Here is a 16,333-nt window from a genome sequence, read left to right as displayed (position 1 = left end):
GTAGTCGGTAGGAGCTGGCTTGCCAGCGAAAGCGGTGCGTCAGGTGGACCGCGTTGTGGCATTCGCCGGCAAGCCGGCTCCTACAAGGGGGCCTTACATCGCCATCACTTCACGGATGTCCTTCGCCAATTCACGCACGCGCTCTTGCTCGGTGTCCCACGAGCACATGAAGCGTGCGCCGCCGTTGCCGATGAAGGTGTAGAAGCGCCAGCCCTTGGCGGTCAGCGCAGCGATGGCCGGCTCCGACAGCTGCAGGAACACGCCATTGGCCTGTACCGGGAACATCAGCTCCACGCCGGGGATGTCGCTGACCAGTTCGGCCAGCAATTGCGCGCAGTGGTTGGCGTGGTTGGCGTATTTGAGCCAGGCGTCGTTTTCCAGGATCCCGACCCACGGCGCCGACAGGAAGCGCATTTTCGACGCCAACTGCCCGGCCTGCTTGCAGCGGTAATCGAAGTCTTCGGCCAGTTTGTGGTTGAAGAACAGAATCGCCTCGCCCACCGCCATGCCGTTTTTCGTGCCGCCAAAGCACAGCACGTCGACCCCGGCCTTCCAGGTCAGGTCGGCCGGGGTGCAGCCGAGGAATGCGCAGGCGTTGGAGAACCGTGCGCCGTCCATGTGCAGGTTCAAGCCAAGCTCTTTGCAGGTGGCGCTGATGGCGCGGATTTCGTCCGGGGTGTAGACGCTGCCGACTTCGGTGGCCTGGGTCAGGGTCACGACGCGGGGTTTCGGGTAGTGGATGTCCTGGCGCTTGAGCGCGACCTCGCGGATCGATTCCGGGGTCAGTTTGCCGTTTTCAGTGCGGGCGATCAGCAGTTTGGAGCCATTGGAGAAGAATTCCGGGGCGCCGCATTCGTCGGTTTCGACGTGGGCAGTTTCCGAGCAGATCACGCTGTGGTAACTCTGGCACAGCGACGACAGCGCCAGCGAGTTGGCGGCGGTGCCGTTGAAGGCAAAAAACACTTCGCAGTCGGTTTCGAACAGTTTGCGGAAACCGTCGGAGGCCCGGGCGGTCCACTCGTCGTCGCCGTATGCGCGCTGGTGGCCGTGGTTGGCCTGTTCCATGGCAGCCCAGGCTTCAGGGCAGATGCCGGAATAGTTGTCGCTGGCGAATTGTTGGCTCTTGTCGGTCATGGCCTGCTTCCGTGGTCGAGATGCCTATGGTGAAGCGTCCCGTGGTCAATGAGGGTGCGCACTGTACCCAAGATCGTCAGGTGGAGCGCACAGGATGTCGCTGTCGGGAAAATACACGGTCGAAGGGCAATTATGCACGTGACAACGCACAAGATCATGCACAAGGCCATGCGCTTAAAGCAGCGGGACGGGGCACTGGATCTGCTCAAGTGGCTGGCGTTTTTGAGCATGGTGCTCGATCACCTGCGATATGTCGGTTATTCCGCCGATTTGCTGTATGTGCCGGGACGCCTGGCGTTTCCGTGGTTCTGCCTGGCGATGGCGGCCAATCTGGCGCGCGTGCGGACTGCGACGACCGGTGGCCAGTGGCGCTATCTGGGGTGGTTGCTGCTGTTTAGCGCGGTGAGTGAAATTCCTTACCGAATGTTCATTCCCGATCCCGACACCTTGAATGTGCTGCCCACCCTTGCCCTGGGCTTGCTAGTGGTTCGTGGCTGGCAGCAGCCGGTGCTTGCATCGCGACTGCTGGCCGTCGGCGCGGTACTGCTGGCAGGGTTTTTCTCCCAGCGATTGATGTTCGGGTTCTTTGGCGTGCTGTTGCCGCTGGCGATGCTGCTGGTACTGCAACGGCCCTGGTACTTCGCGCTGTTGGCGGGGTTGGTGTGCCTGGCGGGCAATCAGTGGCAGGTGCTGTATTACTCTGTTCGATTGGGCAATCACGTGGCGATGGCGGCAGTCGCCACTTGTCTGATTGCGCCATGGCTCGGAGTGTTCTTGTTGCGACATGCCCATGACGTAAAACCACCGCCCATTCGACGTTGGGCGTATGCGCTGTATCCCGTGCATTTCCTGCTGTTGCTCGCTGTGCGACAGGCTATCACCTGACCCTGTAGGAGCTGCCGCAGGCTGCGATCTTTTGATCTTGACCTTCTGGCGCCGGCGCTGACGCCAAAAGATCGCAGCCTGCGGCAGCTCCTACAGAGGCATGCGTAACTCCGTATGGCAGTCCATGTCGTAAACGCACCTTTGCGTGGCGCCCGTAGGCATTTGACGACTCCAAGCCAGTCATACCATCGCTATCAAAGGGCACTGCCGAAAAACCAGTGCCTCACCGAGACGAATGGCGCACCGCCGCCGCTGGGAGAGACGCGATGTTCAGCAAGCAAGACCAGATCCAGGGTTACGACGATGCACTGCTGGCGGCGATGAATGCCGAGGAGCAACGTCAGGAAGATCACATCGAGCTGATCGCGTCGGAGAACTACACCAGCAAGCGCGTGATGCAAGCGCAAGGCAGCGGCCTGACCAACAAATACGCCGAAGGCTATCCGGGCAAGCGCTACTACGGTGGTTGCGAACACGTCGACAAGGTTGAAGCCCTGGCCATCGAGCGCGCCAAGCAACTGTTCGGCGCCGATTATGCCAACGTCCAGCCACACTCCGGTTCCTCGGCCAACAGCGCCGTGTACCTGGCCCTGCTGCAAGCCGGTGACACCATCCTCGGCATGAGCCTGGCCCACGGCGGTCACCTGACCCACGGCGCCAAGGTGTCGTCCTCGGGCAAGCTGTACAACGCCGTGCAGTACGGCATCGACACCAAAACCGGTCTGATCGATTACGACGAAGTCGAGCGCCTGGCCGTCGAGTGCAAGCCGAAGATGATCGTTGCCGGCTTCTCGGCCTACTCCAAGACCCTCGACTTCCCGCGCTTCCGTCAGATCGCCGACAAGGTTGGTGCACTGCTGTTCGTCGACATGGCCCACGTTGCCGGTCTGGTCGCTGCCGGCCTGTACCCGAACCCACTGCCTTACGCCGATGTGGTCACCACCACTACCCACAAGACCCTGCGCGGTCCGCGTGGCGGCCTGATCCTGGCCAAGTCCAACGAAGAAATCGAGAAGAAGCTCAACGCGGCGGTTTTCCCGGGTGCCCAGGGCGGCCCGCTGATGCACGTGATCGCCGGTAAGGCAGTGTGCTTCAAGGAAGCGCTGGAGCCTGGCTTCAAGGTTTACCAGCAACAAGTGATCGACAACGCCCAGGCCATGGCCGGCGTGTTTATCAAACGCGGCTACGATGTAGTGTCCGGCGGTACCGACAACCATCTGTTCCTGGTCAGCCTGATCCGTCAGGGCCTGACCGGCAAAGAGGCGGATGCAGCACTCGGTCGCGCCCACATCACTGTGAACAAGAACGCTGTCCCGAACGATCCACAGTCGCCGTTCGTGACCTCCGGCCTGCGCATCGGCACCCCGGCGGTCACCACTCGCGGCTTCAAGGTGACCCAGTGCGTCACGCTGGCCGGCTGGATCTGCGACATCCTCGACAACCTCGGCGACGCCGATGTCGAGGCCAATGTCGCCGAGCAAGTGGCAGCCCTGTGCGCGGACTTCCCGGTTTATCGCTGAGTGCGGTATTGGAGTAAATGACTATGCAACGCTACTCGGGCTTCGGCCTCTTCAAACACTCTCTCAGCCATCATGAAAACTGGCAGAAAATGTGGCGCACGCCGACCCCTAAAAAGGTCTACGACGTGGTCATCGTCGGTGGTGGCGGGCATGGTCTCGCAACGGCCTACTACCTGGCCAAGGAACACGGCATCACCAACGTGGCCGTGGTCGAGAAAGGCTGGCTGGGCGGCGGTAACACCGCGCGCAACACCACCATCGTTCGCTCCAACTACCTGTGGGACGAGTCGGCGCACCTGTACGAACACGCGATGAAACTGTGGGAAGGCCTGTCCCAGGACCTGAACTACAACGTGATGTTCTCCCAGCGCGGCGTCTACAACCTGTGCCACACCCTGCAGGACATCCGTGATTCCGAGCGTCGGGTCAGCGCCAACCGCCTCAACGGCGTGGACGGTGAACTGCTCGATGCCAAACAGGTCGCCGACGAGATTCCGTACCTCGACTGCTCCAAGAACACTCGCTACCCGGTGATGGGCGCCACTGTCCAGCGTCGCGGCGGCGTGGCCCGTCACGATGCCGTGGCCTGGGGCTTTGCCCGTGCCGCCGACGCCCTCGGCGTGGACCTGATCCAGCAGACCGAAGTGATCGGTTTCCGCAAGGAAAACGGCGTGTGCATCGGTGTTGAAACCAACAAGGGCTTCATCGGCGCCAAGCGCGTCGGTGTGGTCACCGCCGGTAACTCCGGGCACATGGCCAAACTCGCCGGTTTCCGTCTGCCGATCGAATCGCACCCGCTGCAAGCGCTGGTGTCCGAGCCGATCAAGCCGATTATCGACAGCGTGATCATGTCCAACGCCGTACATGGTTACATCAGCCAGTCCGACAAGGGCGACCTGGTGATCGGCGCCGGTATCGACGGTTACAACGGCTACGGCCAGCGCGGTTCTTACCCTGTGATCGAACACACCGTCCAGGCCATCGTCGAGATGTTCCCGGTGCTGTCGCGTGTACGCATGAACCGTCAGTGGGGCGGCATCGTCGACACCACGCCGGATGCCTGCCCGATCATTTCGAAAACCCCGGTACCGAACATGTTCTTCAACTGCGGTTGGGGCACCGGCGGCTTCAAGGCCACACCTGGCTCGGGCAACGTGTTTGCCGCGAGCCTGGCCAAGGGTGAAATGCACCCATTGGCCGCACCTTTCTCCATCGACCGTTTCCACAACGGTGCGTTGATCGATGAACACGGCGCTGCTGCGGTTGCCCACTAACAGGAGAAATCCCCATGTTGCATATCTTCTGTCCTCACTGCGGCGAACTGCGCTCCGAAGAGGAATTCCATGCATCCGGCCAGGCGCACATCCCGCGTCCACTGGATCCGAACACCTGCACCGACGAGGAGTGGGGCGACTACATGTTCTTCCGCGATAACCCGCGCGGTCTGCACCACGAGCTGTGGGATCACGTCGCCGGTTGCCGTCAGTACTTCAACGCCACCCGCGACACCGTGACCTACGAGATTCTCGAAACCTACAAGATCGGCACCAAGCCACAATTCACCGACAAGACCGATAGCCCGAAAGCGGCCAGCACGGCTCTGGGAGAGAAGGTATGAGCCAGATCAATCGCCTGTCCAACGGCGGACGGATCGACCGCAACAAAGTCTTGAGCTTCACCTTCAACGGCCAGAACTACAAAGGCTTCGAAGGCGATTCCCTGGCCGCTGCACTGCTGGCCAACGGCGTCGACATCATCGGTCGCAGCTTCAAGTATTCCCGTCCGCGCGGCATCTTCGCCGCCGGTGCTGAAGAGCCGAACGCGGTGCTGCAGATCGGCGCCACCGAAGCCACGCAGATCCCGAACGTGCGCGCCACACAACAGGCGCTGTATCAAGGCCTGGTCGCCACCAGCACCAACGGCTGGCCGAGCGTGAACAACGACATGATGGGGATTCTCGGCAAGGTCGGCGGCAAGCTGATGCCACCGGGCTTCTACTACAAAACCTTCATGTACCCGCAATCGTTCTGGATGACTTACGAGAAGTACATCCGCAAAGCCGCCGGCCTTGGCCGCTCGCCGACCGAGAACGATCCGGACACCTACGACTACATGAACCAGCACTGCGACGTGCTGATCGTTGGCGCTGGCCCTGCTGGCCTGGCGGCAGCACTGGCGGCTGCGCGCAGCGGTGCCCGTGTGATCCTCGCCGATGAGCAGGAAGAGTTCGGCGGCAGCCTGCTCGATTCCCGCGAAAGCCTCGACGGCAAGCCTGCGACCGAGTGGGTCGCCAGCGTCATCGACGAGCTGAAGAACACCCCGGACGTGCTGCTGTTGCCGCGCGCCACCGTCAACGGCTACCACGACCACAACTTCCTGACCATTCACGAGCGCCTGACCGATCACCTCGGCGACCGCGCACCGATTGGCCAGGTGCGTCAGCGCATCCACCGGGTCCGCGCCACTCGCGTGGTGCTGGCGACCGGTGCTCACGAGCGTCCACTGGTCTACGGCAACAATGACGTGCCGGGCAACATGCTCGCCGGCGCCATCTCGACCTACGTGCGCCGTTACGGCGTGGCACCGGGCAAGAAGCTGGTGCTGTCGACCAACAACGACCACGCCTACCGCGTTGCCCTGGATTGGCTCGATGCCAGCCTGCAAGTGGTGGCCATCGCCGATGCCCGCAGCAACCCGCGTGGCGCGCTGGTGGAAGAAGCACGTGCCAAAGGTATCCGCATTCTCACCGGCAGCGCCGTGATCGAGGCCCGTGGCAGCAAGCGCGTGACCGCTGCCCGTGTGGCCGCCATCGATGTCAAAGCCCACACCGTGACCAGCCCTGGCGAATGGCTTGAATGCGACGTGGTGGCCAGTTCCGGTGGCTACAGCCCGGTGGTTCACCTGGCTTCGCACCTGGGTGGCAAGCCGATCTGGCGCGAAGACATCCTCGGTTTCGTACCGGGTGAAGCGCCGCAGAAACGCGTGTGTGTCGGTGGCATCAACGGCGTCTACGGCCTTGGCGATTCTCTGGCCGACGGTTTTGAAGGAGGCGCCCGCGCCGCCGCTGAAGCCGGGTTCCAGACCGTCGAAGGCGTACTGCCGAAAGCCCTGAGCCGTCTCGAAGAGCCGACCCTGGCGCTGTTCCAGGTGCCCCATGAAAAGAACACCGCACGGGCGCCGAAGCAATTCGTCGACCTGCAAAACGACGTCACAGCCGCCGCCATCGAACTGGCGACCCGTGAAGGCTTCGAGTCGGTCGAGCACGTCAAGCGCTACACCGCGCTGGGCTTCGGCACCGATCAGGGCAAGCTCGGCAACGTCAACGGCCTGGCCATCGCTGCCCGCTCGCTGAACGTGACCATCCCGCAGATGGGCACCACCATGTTCCGTCCGAACTACACGCCGGTGACCTTTGGCGCCGTGGCCGGTCGTCACTGTGGGCACATCTTCGAGCCGGTACGCTACACCGCTCTGCATCAGTGGCACCTGAAGAACGGCGCCGAGTTCGAAGACGTCGGCCAGTGGAAACGTCCGTGGTACTTCCCGAAATCCGGTGAAGACCTGCACGCTGCAGTGAAGCGTGAGTGCAAAGCCGTGCGCGACAGCGTCGGCCTGCTCGACGCTTCGACCCTGGGCAAGATCGATATCCAGGGCCCGGATACGCGCGAGTTCCTCAACCGCGTCTACACCAACGCCTGGACCAAGCTCGACGTGGGCAAGGCGCGTTATGGCCTGATGTGCAAAGAAGACGGCATGGTGTTCGACGACGGCGTGACCGCTTGCCTGGCCGATAACCATTTCGTCATGACCACCACCACCGGCGGCGCGGCTCGCGTACTTCAGTGGCTGGAGCTGTACCACCAGACTGAATGGCCGGACATGAAGGTGTACTTCACCTCCGTCACCGACCATTGGGCAACCATGACCCTGTCCGGGCCGAACAGCCGCAAGCTGCTCGCTGAAGTCACCGACATCGACCTGAGCAACGAAGCCTTCCCGTTCATGACCTGGAAAGAAGGTCTGGTCGGTGGTGTGCCGGCGCGGGTGTTCCGGATTTCGTTTACCGGTGAACTGTCGTACGAAGTCAACGTGCAAGCCGACTACGCCATGGGTGTGCTGGAAAAAATCGTCGATGCCGGCAAGAAGTACAACCTGACGCCATATGGCACCGAAACCATGCACGTGCTGCGGGCCGAGAAGGGCTTCATCATCGTCGGCCAGGACACTGACAGCTCGATGACCCCGGACGACCTGAACATGGGCTGGTGTGTCGGTCGCACCAAACCGTTCTCGTGGATCGGCTGGCGCGGCATGAACCGTGAAGATTGCGTGCGTGATCAGCGCAAGCAACTGGTTGGCCTCAAGCCGATCGATCCGAACAAATGGCTGCCGGAAGGCGCGCAGCTGGTGTTCAACACCAAGCAGGCGATCCCGATGACCATGGTTGGTCACGTGACCTCCAGTTACCTGCACAACTCCCTGGGCTATTCGTTCGCCATGGGCGTGGTCAAGGGCGGCCTGAACCGCATGGGCGAGCGCGTGTTCGCACCGCTGGCGGATGGCAGCGTGATCGAGGCGGAAATCGTTTCTTCGGTGTTCTTCGATCCGAAGGGCGAACGCCAGAACGTGTAAAGGCTTCGGGTCCTGTGGAGTGTGAGCTGCCGCCATCGCGAGCAAGCTCGCTCCCACAGGATTGAAGTCGCCAGAAAAATTTGTGTCAGGCATCAGTCCACTGTGGGAGCGAGCTTGCTCGCGATGGCGGCAGAAGCGCCACCACAAGGGCCGGAACCAACAAAATTCAACACAGGTGCTTTATGACCGCAGCCAATGTTTACCAACAACGCCCAACCTCCGGGGCCAAGGCCGAGTCGTCGCTGCATCACGCCGACCTCGCCAGCCTGGTGGGCAAGGGTCGCAAGAACGCCGGCGTGACCGTGCGTGAGAAAAAACTCCTCGGCCACTTGACCATTCGTGGCGATGGCCACGATGCCGCGTTTGCCGCGGGCGTGCACAAGGCCCTTGGCATCGAGTTGCCGGGCGCGCTGAGCGTCATCGTCAAAGGCGAAACCAGCCTGCAATGGATGGGGCCGGATGAGTGGCTGCTGATCGTGCCGACCGGCGAAGAATTGGCCGCCGAGCAAAAGCTCCGCAAAGCGCTTGGCGATCTGCACATTGCAATCGTCAACGTCAGCGGTGGCCAGCAAGTCCTCGAACTGAGCGGCCCGAACGTGCGCCAGGTGCTGATGAAGTCCACCAGCTACGACGTGCACCCGAACAACTTCCCGGTAGGCAAAGCTGTCGGCACGGTGTTCGCCAAGTCGCAACTGATGATCCGTCACACCGCTGAGGACACTTGGGAACTGTTGATTCGTCGCAGCTTCTCGGATTACTGGTGGCTGTGGTTGCAGGATGCTTCTGCCGAGTACGGGCTGAGCGTTCAGGCTTGATCAGCGATCAACTGTAGGAGCGAGCTTGCTCGCGAAAAACGTCAACGATAACGCGTGCTTCCTGATTTAACGCGTCGTCCTGAAGTCCTTCGCGAGCAAGCTCGCTCCTACAGGAGGCATCTACCGTTTTCAAGGGAGTCACTGCTATGAGCCGCGCCCCAGACACATGGATTCTGACCGCCGACTGCCCCAGCGTGCTCGGCACCGTGGACGCGGTGACCCGCTTTCTGTTCGAGCAGGGCTGCTACGTCACCGAGCACCACTCCTTCGATGACCGGCTCTCGGGCCGTTTCTTCATTCGTGTGGAATTTCGCCAACCCGATGGCTTCGACGAGCAGTCGTTCCGCGCGGGCCTGGCCGAGCGTGGTGAAGCCTTCGGCATGATCTTCGAACTGGTCGCGCCGAACTACCGACCGAAAGTGGTGATCATGGTTTCCAAGGCCGATCACTGCCTCAACGACTTGCTCTATCGCCAACGCATCGGCCAGTTGTCGATGGACGTCGCTGCCGTGGTCTCCAACCACCCGGACCTCAAGCCGCTGGCCGACTGGCACCAGATTCCGTACTACCACTTCCCGCTGGATCCGAACGACAAGCCGTCCCAAGAGCGTCAGGTGTGGCAGGTCATCGAAGAGTCCGGTGCGGAGCTGGTGATCCTTGCGCGCTACATGCAAGTACTGTCGCCGGAGCTGTGCCGCAAGCTCGATGGCAAGGCGATCAATATCCACCACTCCCTGCTGCCCGGGTTCAAGGGCGCCAAGCCTTATCACCAGGCCTACAACAAGGGCGTGAAACTGGTGGGCGCCACGGCGCATTACATCAACAACGACCTCGATGAAGGCCCGATCATTGCCCAGGGCGTCGAGGCAGTGGACCACAGCCATTACCCGGAAGACCTGATCGCCAAGGGGCGGGATATCGAAGGGCTGACGCTGGCCAGGGCCGTTGGGTATCACATCGAGAGAAGAGTGTTTTTGAACGCGAACAGAACGGTTGTTCTCTAGCGTTTTTTACTGCCTGAAAAGATCGCAGCCTTCGGCAGCTCCTACAGGGGTATGCAATCAATGTAGGAGCTGCCGAAGGCTGCGATCTTTTGAATTCCCGAGCACTTAACGCGCTGCCTGCCTGGGCAACGCGGTTCCATAAAAACAACAGCGAGGTGAAAGCATGTCTGGTAATCGTGGTGTGGTGTATCTCGGCGCTGGCAAGGTCGAAGTGCAGAGTATTGACTATCCGAAAATGCAGGACCCGCGCGGCAGGAAGATTGAACACGCTGTCATCCTGCGTGTGGTGTCCACTAACATCTGTGGTTCCGACCAGCACATGGTGCGCGGGCGTACCACGGCGCAAACCGGCCTGGTGCTGGGCCATGAGATCACCGGTGAAGTGATCGAGAAGGGCAGCGACGTCGAGAACCTGAATATCGGCGACTTGGTGTCCGTACCGTTCAACGTGGCTTGCGGGCGCTGCCGCTCCTGCAAAGAAATGCACACCGGCGTGTGCCTGAGCGTCAACCCGGCGCGTCCCGGTGGCGCTTATGGTTATGTCGACATGGGCGACTGGACCGGTGGCCAGGCCGAATACGCCATGGTGCCGTACGCCGATTTCAATCTGCTGAAACTGCCGGATCGCGACCGGGCCATGGAAAAAATCCGCGACCTGACCTGCCTCTCCGACATTCTGCCAACCGGCTATCACGGTGCCGTGACCGCTGGCGTTGGCCCGGGCAGCACCGTGTACATCGCTGGTGCCGGTCCGGTTGGCCTGGCTGCAGCCGCTTCGGCCCGTCTGTTGGGTGCGGCGGTGGTGATTGTCGGCGACGTCAACACCGTTCGCCTGGCTCATGCCAAGGCCCAGGGCTTCGAAATCGCCGACCTGTCCCTGGAAACGCCGCTGCACGAACAGATCGCCGCACTGCTCGGTGAACCAGAAGTGGATTGCGCCGTCGACGCCGTAGGTTTCGAAGCCCGCGGCCACGGCCATGCCGGCGTGAAACACGAAGCCCCGGCCACTGTGCTCAACTCGCTGATGGGCGTGGTGCGTGTGGCAGGCAAGATCGGCATCCCCGGCCTCTACGTGACCGAAGACCCGGGTGCTGTCGACGCTGCCGCGAAAATGGGTAGCCTGAGCATCCGCTTCGGTCTGGGCTGGGCCAAATCCCACAGCTTCCACACCGGCCAGACCCCGGTAATGAAGTACAACCGCCAACTGATGCAGGCGATCATGTGGGACCGTATCAACATCGCCGAAGTGGTGGGCGTTCAGGTGATCAGCCTGGATCAGGCTCCGCAGGGTTATGGCGAGTTCGATGCGGGCGTGCCGAAGAAGTTTGTGATTGATCCGCATAAGATGTTTAGTGCGGCGTAATCACATTGAAAATAATAGGGCGGCGTTGAGTCGCCCTATTACATTCAGTTTTGATTGGTCTATGGGTTGTATCGAATGGCAGTTCCCAAATCCGAAAGATTTCTAGCAAAATTTTTACCCTTGAATACCGTATCCAATGAATCTGCCACTTCGTTAGTGCGCTTACGAGACTCATATTCATGTAATGGACTTCGAGCTCTAGAAATGTGGGCCTCCCCAAGATAAGCGTCTACTGGTTTTCCAGTGACTCTTGCTAGACGTGCTGCAAATGAACTTCCACCATTGTCCCCGGTATAACATACAATGAGGTGGATGTTTTCATATTCTAGAAGGTTTACTTTTGATTGTTTGAGTTGTTCTGAAATTTGTTTGGGACTTAGTTGTGTTTTGTTGCTTGAGATGCTTGATTTATTAAGTATTGATGATTTGCTGCCGTGGGCTTCTATATTCAGTTGTTTTCTACCTTCGTAAACGGTATCGAAGCGCATTACGTCATCGAACAAAGCACGAACGTTTTCCATAGTTCCATTTTGAATGACTGGTTTCGTTGCACGATTCGACGTTCTGAACCCAATGTTTCTGAAAATGGACTTGAAAGCGCCCATCATCGACCAATGTCCATCCAGCTCCACCCGGTTTACCGGATCCCCGACACAATACGCATACGCATTCAACCCACCCTCCCCAAACGGGCTCCAACTATCCGGGCTATTAAACCGCATCAACCCAGGGTTAAACGCTCGATAGCCATTACCCAACAAATAACCCCCCGTCACCGGATCCGGCCGTTCGCCGTTGAAGCCGAGCAGGCTGAGTAAGCCGCTTTCCGCAGGGCGATGACCATAGGGTGAGTAGGCAATGGGATGTGGCCGAGCGACATCAAGTACATTCAATACCGAACGCTGTTGATCAGTGGCAAGCAAGTGCGCTTCCACGACCCCACTCTGACGCTGCTGCTGAGCCAGCAGTTGATCGTCGTGCTGCATGATCGAATACTGCACCGCGTCGTGAATCTCGGTGGCCAGGCGATCTTTCAGGTAAAAGCGTCGGGTGGGGGCCTGCGCAGAGGGAGTGCAATCAACCAGACGATCCAGCGAGTCGTAACGGTAGCGGCAGAGCAGCGTTTCTCGATTGGGGAGCATGGCCGGGTTCCTGAATGAGTTTGTCGATCCAGGGTTTTACTGTGGCGCATTCGAACAGCGCCGCCTACTAGCAGATCTGATAGTGCCGCAGGCTCCAGCGGCAAAGTTGCAGAGCTGGACAATGCATAAGGGCCAGTTGGAAGGCATCAACAATCGAATCAAGGTCATCAAGCGGATGGCGTACGGTTACCGGGACAGCGAATTCTTTTTCATGAAGATAAAGAGTGTCTTTCCCGGTAATCCGTGAAGAACCTAAAAAAGGCGACCGAGGTCGCCCTTTTTTGTGTTCAATGGCCTGTTGGTGGCATGGTCAGGACTCTGTAGTTGAACTCACATTCCTTTTCGACCCGTGAATCGCAGTGTTCAGCGGACTTGGCTTTGTTGGAAGCACCGGCCTTTTCTTTAATGGGTTGCGCCTCCCATTTTGTGCCCTTGACGGGGGTCCACTCCCTGAAGGAGTACAACGTCATCCTGGCAAACGCGAACCAGTCGTCACCCTCGTAATCACACGAAACTACATCCGTATTACCTTCGGAACTGACGGTCCGGTAGAGCGCTCCGGTGAATACGAAGGTTTTAAGATCTCCCTCGCTGGCATAGGGGTTTTCGCCTACCCAGACGCGTCCGTTCGGACCGGGGGCGGTATAGCTGTAGCCTTGTTCCTCCTGTTTTTGTTTGATGCTTGCAGCTGACGGACACATAGTGGTTGCCGCCAAAGCGTTGGCTGTGAATACTGACAGTAGTACGGCACTTGCCGCGAGTGTTTTACGTATCATGATGTACTCCTTTACACGGGTTTGAGCCGTCATGTTGGGGGAGCTGGACTGCGGCAGGTACTATCAGTATTGATAGGTTGCGTTGACGCCTTATTCATCGCGCGACATCCAGGGATTCACGTTTCTTATACGTGACCGGGGTAAAAGTGGATGCGCGGCAAGGAACATGATTGAGGATGCCTGGTCAAACCGGCAGTTTTACCGCCGGTTTTCGGATGGTTTCATGGCACAAGAGGATGTCTGGATGAAGATTTCACGCGGCATTGCATTGGCTTCGCTGTTGGCACTGTCCGCCAGTCCGGCCTTTGCACAGTTCAGCCTGAACGATGCGGCCAATGCGATTTCGGGCATCAAGGGCGGTGACGTGGCAGCGACTGCCGCACCCACACCGCAGACAGCCGACTTGCTGAGCACGCTCACTCAATTGAACATCACCCCACAGCAAGCCATCGGCGGTGCCGGGGCGATGCTGGGGCTGGCGAAGAACCAGTTAAGTTCGACCGACTACTCGGAACTGGCCAAAAGCGTGCCAGGCATCGACATGCTCTCGGGCGGCGGCGAGTTGGGTGCGCTGGCCGGTCTGCTCGGCTCCAGCGGCAAAGCGGCAGGGCTGGACAATGCCCTGGGTAACGTCAAGGACACCAACGACCTGAACAACGCCTTCAGCGCCCTGGGCATGGACAGCGGCATGATCGGCCTGTTTACCCCGGTGCTCCTGCAGTACCTCGGCCAGCAGGGCGTCGGCGGTTCGCTGCTGAGCAGCCTGGGCGGGATCTGGGGTGCCGGCACCGGTAGCTGATTCAGCGGTGCCCGGCGCGCAAGGCGTCGATGCGCTGATCCTTCTCGATCCAGAGCTGGTTGACCCAGTTCTGGACCTTCTCGCGAAACAGTGGATCGTTTTCGTAGTCGCCCTGCCACAGCGCCGGGTCGAGATCGCGGGTCTGGATATCGATGATGACCCTTGGCACATCGCCGCTGATCAAGTCCCAGAACCCCGGAATCTTCTGCTGCGGGTAAACCACCGTCACATCGAGAATCGCATCCAGCTGTTCGCCCATTGCCGCCAGTACAAACGCCACGCCGCCAGCCTTTGGCTTGAGCAGGTAGTTGAACGGTGATTGCTGTCGAGCGCGTTTGGCCGACGTGAACCGCGTGCCTTCCAGATAATTGACCACGGTTACCGGTTGGCGCTTGAACAGCTCGCAGGCCTGTTTGGTGATTTCCAGATCCTTGCCCGCCAGTTCCGGGTGTTTGGCCAGGAATGCCTTGCTGTAGCGCTTCATGAACGGGTAATCCAGCGCCCACCACGCCAGGCCCAGGAAGGGCACCCAGATCAGTTCTTTCTTGAGGAAGAATTTGAAGAACGGTGTGCGTCGGTTCAGCGTCTGGATCAGCGCCGGGATGTCGACCCAGGATTGATGGTTGCTGATCACCAGGTACGAGGTATCACGGCGCAGATCGTCACCGCCGCGGATGTCCCATTGGGTGGGGATGTACAGGCGGAAAATCAGCTTGTCGATCTCGGACCAGGTCTCGGCGATCCACATCACCACCCATGAGGCGTAATCGCGAAAACGGCCAGGCAGGACCAGCTTGAGCAGGGCAAACACCAGCAGTGGCCCGATCAGGACCAGGGTGTTGAGCACAAGCAGCAGGGTCACGAAACAGCCGGTGAGCAGGCGGCGCATAAGTCACTCGTGGAAGCGGTTGGGCGCGCCATGATAAGCAGCTTCGGGCGGCAGGCCAAATCGGTGCTGACGAATGTTTCACTTTCGGGTCGGTAACGTTGTGGGAACGATCAAGCGAACGACGGTCTAAAATCCGACTGCTCACTCTCATGGAAACCCATTACGTGAAATCCCTCCTTGCAGTGCTCTCCCTCATCGCCCTGCCGGTCATGGCCGCCGAGCCGACCCTGTACGGGCGTTACGAATACATTGCCCTGCCGGAAATCGGCGGGCAGGTTCTCAAGGCCAAAATGGACACCGGCGCCCTGACTGCGTCGCTGTCGGCCAAGGACATCGAAACCTTCAAGCGTGACGGTGAAGACTGGGTGCGTTTCCGCCTCGGCACCAAGGACGCGAGCAACCAGGTCTACGAACACAAGGTCGCGCGCGTCAGCAAGATCAAGACCCGTTCCGAAGAGGACGAAGAGGACCGCGAAGTCGTCGCGCCGACCAAGCGTCCGGTGGTCGATCTGGAACTGTGTCTGGGCAACGTCAAGCGCACCGTGGAGGTCAACCTCACCGACCGCAGCAGCTTCAACTACCCGTTGCTGATTGGCGCCAAGGCGTTGCGTGAGTTCGGGGCGGCGGTGAATCCGGCTCGGCGGTTTACGGCCGACAAGCCGGATTGCTGATCTTTTGCAGGCTTAAACCTTCGGCATCGTCGCAATCATCGAAGGCCGCTGGCTCACCTCGAAATACCACGCCGCCAGTTGCGGATTCGCCGTGCGCCAGTCCAGATCCGGATGGCGCAAGTCCAGGTAACCCAGTGCACAGGCCACGCTGATCGCGGCCACGTCGAAGTGGCAGGTCAGCTCGGCAATCGCGTCCTTTTCCAGCAATGCCAGGGCGCGGCGGATTTTGTCGCGCTGGCCGTCGAGCCATTCGTCCCAGTGTTTTTCCGGGGCGCGCAGGGCGACTTCGTAGCGCACCAGCACGGCCGCGTCCATGATCCCGTCGGCCAGCGAAGCGAGGGTCAGGCGCCGCCAGCGGGCCGAGCCTTCGCGGGGGATCAGCGGGTTGCCGACGTGCTGCTGATCGAGGTAATCGAGGATGACCCGGCTGTCATGGATGATGTTGCCATCGGCCAGGCGCAGCGCCGGGATCTTACCCAGGGGATTATCTTCGATCAGCGTGAGGTCCGGGTTGACCGGGGTGAGTACGCTGGTCTGCAACGCCACGCGGTCCTGTTGACCGGTTTCGTGCAGCAGCACCATGACTTTGCGAACGAAGGGAGAGAGCGGGTTGTGGTACAGGGTCATGCTCGGGGCAGACATGGCAGCGTCTCGATCGGTGGCAGTGTCGGGCAGCATAGCGCGTTGGAGCGATAGCTCAAGA

Annotated in this window: 15 protein-coding genes and 1 pseudogene; 11 read left to right on the top strand and 5 right to left on the bottom strand. The window is 60.1% G+C overall.

Annotation, left to right across the window (positions count from 1 at the left end; all coding sequences use genetic code 11):
* Nucleotides 1–93: 93 nt before the first annotated feature.
* Entirely contained in the window at nucleotides 94–1,134 is a 1,041-nt protein-coding gene (locus AC1DKH_RS02405; protein WP_477797317.1) for a threonine aldolase family protein, read from the bottom strand.
* A gap of 132 nt (nucleotides 1,135–1,266) precedes the next feature.
* Here AC1DKH_RS02405 and AC1DKH_RS02400 point away from each other — a divergent pair, with 132 nt between their 5' ends.
* The 8 genes from AC1DKH_RS02400 (at nucleotide 1,267) to fdhA (ending at nucleotide 11,353) form a co-directional block, all read left to right on the top strand.
* Nucleotides 1,267–2,019: a TraX family protein gene (locus AC1DKH_RS02400; protein WP_477797316.1), complete on the top strand. Its 753-nt coding sequence runs from the start codon at nucleotides 1,267–1,269 to the stop codon at nucleotides 2,017–2,019.
* 266 nt (nucleotides 2,020–2,285) lie between these two features.
* On the top strand, nucleotides 2,286–3,539 hold the full coding sequence (gene glyA, locus AC1DKH_RS02395; protein ID WP_477797315.1) for a serine hydroxymethyltransferase: 1,254 nt from the start codon (nucleotides 2,286–2,288) through the stop codon (nucleotides 3,537–3,539).
* Nucleotides 3,540–3,562: 23 nt separating this feature from the next.
* Entirely contained in the window at nucleotides 3,563–4,813 is a 1,251-nt protein-coding gene (locus AC1DKH_RS02390; RefSeq protein ID WP_038981138.1) for a sarcosine oxidase subunit beta, read from the top strand.
* 14 nt (nucleotides 4,814–4,827) lie between these two features.
* The gene (locus AC1DKH_RS02385; protein ID WP_223456827.1) at nucleotides 4,828–5,157 is read left to right on the top strand and encodes a sarcosine oxidase subunit delta; all 330 of its coding nucleotides are present in this window, start codon (nucleotides 4,828–4,830) and stop codon (nucleotides 5,155–5,157) included.
* Nucleotides 5,154–8,171: a sarcosine oxidase subunit alpha gene (locus tag AC1DKH_RS02380; RefSeq protein WP_477797314.1), complete on the top strand. Its 3,018-nt coding sequence runs from the start codon at nucleotides 5,154–5,156 to the stop codon at nucleotides 8,169–8,171. The genes AC1DKH_RS02385 and AC1DKH_RS02380 overlap by 4 nt, the downstream gene beginning before the upstream one ends.
* Nucleotides 8,172–8,353: 182 nt before the next feature.
* Nucleotides 8,354–8,986, top strand: coding sequence for a sarcosine oxidase subunit gamma (locus AC1DKH_RS02375; RefSeq protein ID WP_150725144.1), 633 nt, complete (start codon nucleotides 8,354–8,356; stop codon nucleotides 8,984–8,986).
* Between the two features lie 146 nt (nucleotides 8,987–9,132).
* On the top strand, nucleotides 9,133–9,990 hold the full coding sequence (gene purU, locus AC1DKH_RS02370; RefSeq protein ID WP_477753324.1) for a formyltetrahydrofolate deformylase: 858 nt from the start codon (nucleotides 9,133–9,135) through the stop codon (nucleotides 9,988–9,990).
* Nucleotides 9,991–10,153: 163 nt separating this feature from the next.
* Nucleotides 10,154–11,353, top strand: coding sequence for a formaldehyde dehydrogenase, glutathione-independent (gene fdhA, locus AC1DKH_RS02365; RefSeq protein WP_108216956.1), 1,200 nt, complete (start codon nucleotides 10,154–10,156; stop codon nucleotides 11,351–11,353).
* A gap of 59 nt (nucleotides 11,354–11,412) precedes the next feature.
* Here the strand turns inward: fdhA and AC1DKH_RS02360 are convergent, their stop codons facing one another.
* Nucleotides 11,413–12,495 (bottom strand): RHS repeat-associated core domain-containing protein, encoded by a 1,083-nt coding sequence (locus tag AC1DKH_RS02360; RefSeq protein ID WP_477797313.1) that lies wholly within the window; start codon nucleotides 12,493–12,495, stop codon nucleotides 11,413–11,415.
* A gap of 133 nt (nucleotides 12,496–12,628) precedes the next feature.
* On the opposite strand from AC1DKH_RS02360, the pseudogene AC1DKH_RS02355 reads away from it, so the two are divergent.
* Nucleotides 12,629–12,742: pseudogene (locus AC1DKH_RS02355) on the top strand (transposase); the annotation flags it as partial.
* A 40-nt stretch (nucleotides 12,743–12,782) separates the two neighbouring features.
* Here AC1DKH_RS02355 and AC1DKH_RS02350 read toward each other — a convergent pair.
* A complete protein-coding gene (locus AC1DKH_RS02350; protein ID WP_477797312.1) occupies nucleotides 12,783–13,271 on the bottom strand; it encodes a hypothetical protein in 489 nt (162 codons plus the stop codon).
* 244 nt (nucleotides 13,272–13,515) lie between these two features.
* Here AC1DKH_RS02350 and AC1DKH_RS02345 point away from each other — a divergent pair, with 244 nt between their 5' ends.
* Entirely contained in the window at nucleotides 13,516–14,070 is a 555-nt protein-coding gene (locus AC1DKH_RS02345) for a DUF2780 domain-containing protein (protein WP_477797311.1), read from the top strand.
* A 1-nt stretch (nucleotide 14,071) separates the two neighbouring features.
* Here the strand turns inward: AC1DKH_RS02345 and AC1DKH_RS02340 are convergent, their stop codons facing one another.
* The gene (locus AC1DKH_RS02340; RefSeq protein WP_477797310.1) at nucleotides 14,072–14,959 is read right to left on the bottom strand and encodes an acyltransferase; all 888 of its coding nucleotides are present in this window, start codon (nucleotides 14,957–14,959) and stop codon (nucleotides 14,072–14,074) included.
* 164 nt (nucleotides 14,960–15,123) lie between these two features.
* Here AC1DKH_RS02340 and rloA2 point away from each other — a divergent pair, with 164 nt between their 5' ends.
* Nucleotides 15,124–15,630: a retropepsin-like aspartic peptidase RloA2 gene (gene rloA2, locus AC1DKH_RS02335; protein WP_477753036.1), complete on the top strand. Its 507-nt coding sequence runs from the start codon at nucleotides 15,124–15,126 to the stop codon at nucleotides 15,628–15,630.
* Between the two features lie 12 nt (nucleotides 15,631–15,642).
* Here rloA2 and AC1DKH_RS02330 read toward each other — a convergent pair whose 3' ends face one another.
* Entirely contained in the window at nucleotides 15,643–16,272 is a 630-nt protein-coding gene (locus AC1DKH_RS02330; RefSeq protein WP_477753035.1) for a glutathione S-transferase, read from the bottom strand.
* Nucleotides 16,273–16,333: the final 61 nt, after the last annotated feature.

The organism is Pseudomonas sp. 05L36, from assembly GCF_056398125.1.
Note: the sequence above shows the minus strand (reverse complement) of the source record. Positions and strands in the feature narration are given on the sequence as shown.

Bases quoted from the DNA above. Each gene is read 5' to 3' on its own strand.
- AC1DKH_RS02405 (WP_477797317.1), bottom strand. From the start codon at position 1,134: ATGACCGACAAGAGCCAACAATTCGCCAGCGACAACTATTCCGGCATC.
- AC1DKH_RS02400 (WP_477797316.1), top strand. From the start codon at position 1,267: ATGCACGTGACAACGCACAAGATCATGCACAAGGCCATGCGCTTAAAG.
- glyA (WP_477797315.1), top strand. From the start codon at position 2,286: ATGTTCAGCAAGCAAGACCAGATCCAGGGTTACGACGATGCACTGCTG.
- AC1DKH_RS02390 (WP_038981138.1), top strand. From the start codon at position 3,563: ATGCAACGCTACTCGGGCTTCGGCCTCTTCAAACACTCTCTCAGCCAT.
- AC1DKH_RS02385 (WP_223456827.1), top strand. From the start codon at position 4,828: ATGTTGCATATCTTCTGTCCTCACTGCGGCGAACTGCGCTCCGAAGAG.
- AC1DKH_RS02380 (WP_477797314.1), top strand. From the start codon at position 5,154: ATGAGCCAGATCAATCGCCTGTCCAACGGCGGACGGATCGACCGCAAC.
- AC1DKH_RS02375 (WP_150725144.1), top strand. From the start codon at position 8,354: ATGACCGCAGCCAATGTTTACCAACAACGCCCAACCTCCGGGGCCAAG.
- purU (WP_477753324.1), top strand. From the start codon at position 9,133: ATGAGCCGCGCCCCAGACACATGGATTCTGACCGCCGACTGCCCCAGC.
- fdhA (WP_108216956.1), top strand. From the start codon at position 10,154: ATGTCTGGTAATCGTGGTGTGGTGTATCTCGGCGCTGGCAAGGTCGAA.
- AC1DKH_RS02360 (WP_477797313.1), bottom strand. From the start codon at position 12,495: ATGCTCCCCAATCGAGAAACGCTGCTCTGCCGCTACCGTTACGACTCG.
- AC1DKH_RS02350 (WP_477797312.1), bottom strand. From the start codon at position 13,271: ATGATACGTAAAACACTCGCGGCAAGTGCCGTACTACTGTCAGTATTC.
- AC1DKH_RS02345 (WP_477797311.1), top strand. From the start codon at position 13,516: ATGAAGATTTCACGCGGCATTGCATTGGCTTCGCTGTTGGCACTGTCC.
- AC1DKH_RS02340 (WP_477797310.1), bottom strand. From the start codon at position 14,959: ATGCGCCGCCTGCTCACCGGCTGTTTCGTGACCCTGCTGCTTGTGCTC.
- AC1DKH_RS02330 (WP_477753035.1), bottom strand. From the start codon at position 16,272: ATGTCTGCCCCGAGCATGACCCTGTACCACAACCCGCTCTCTCCCTTC.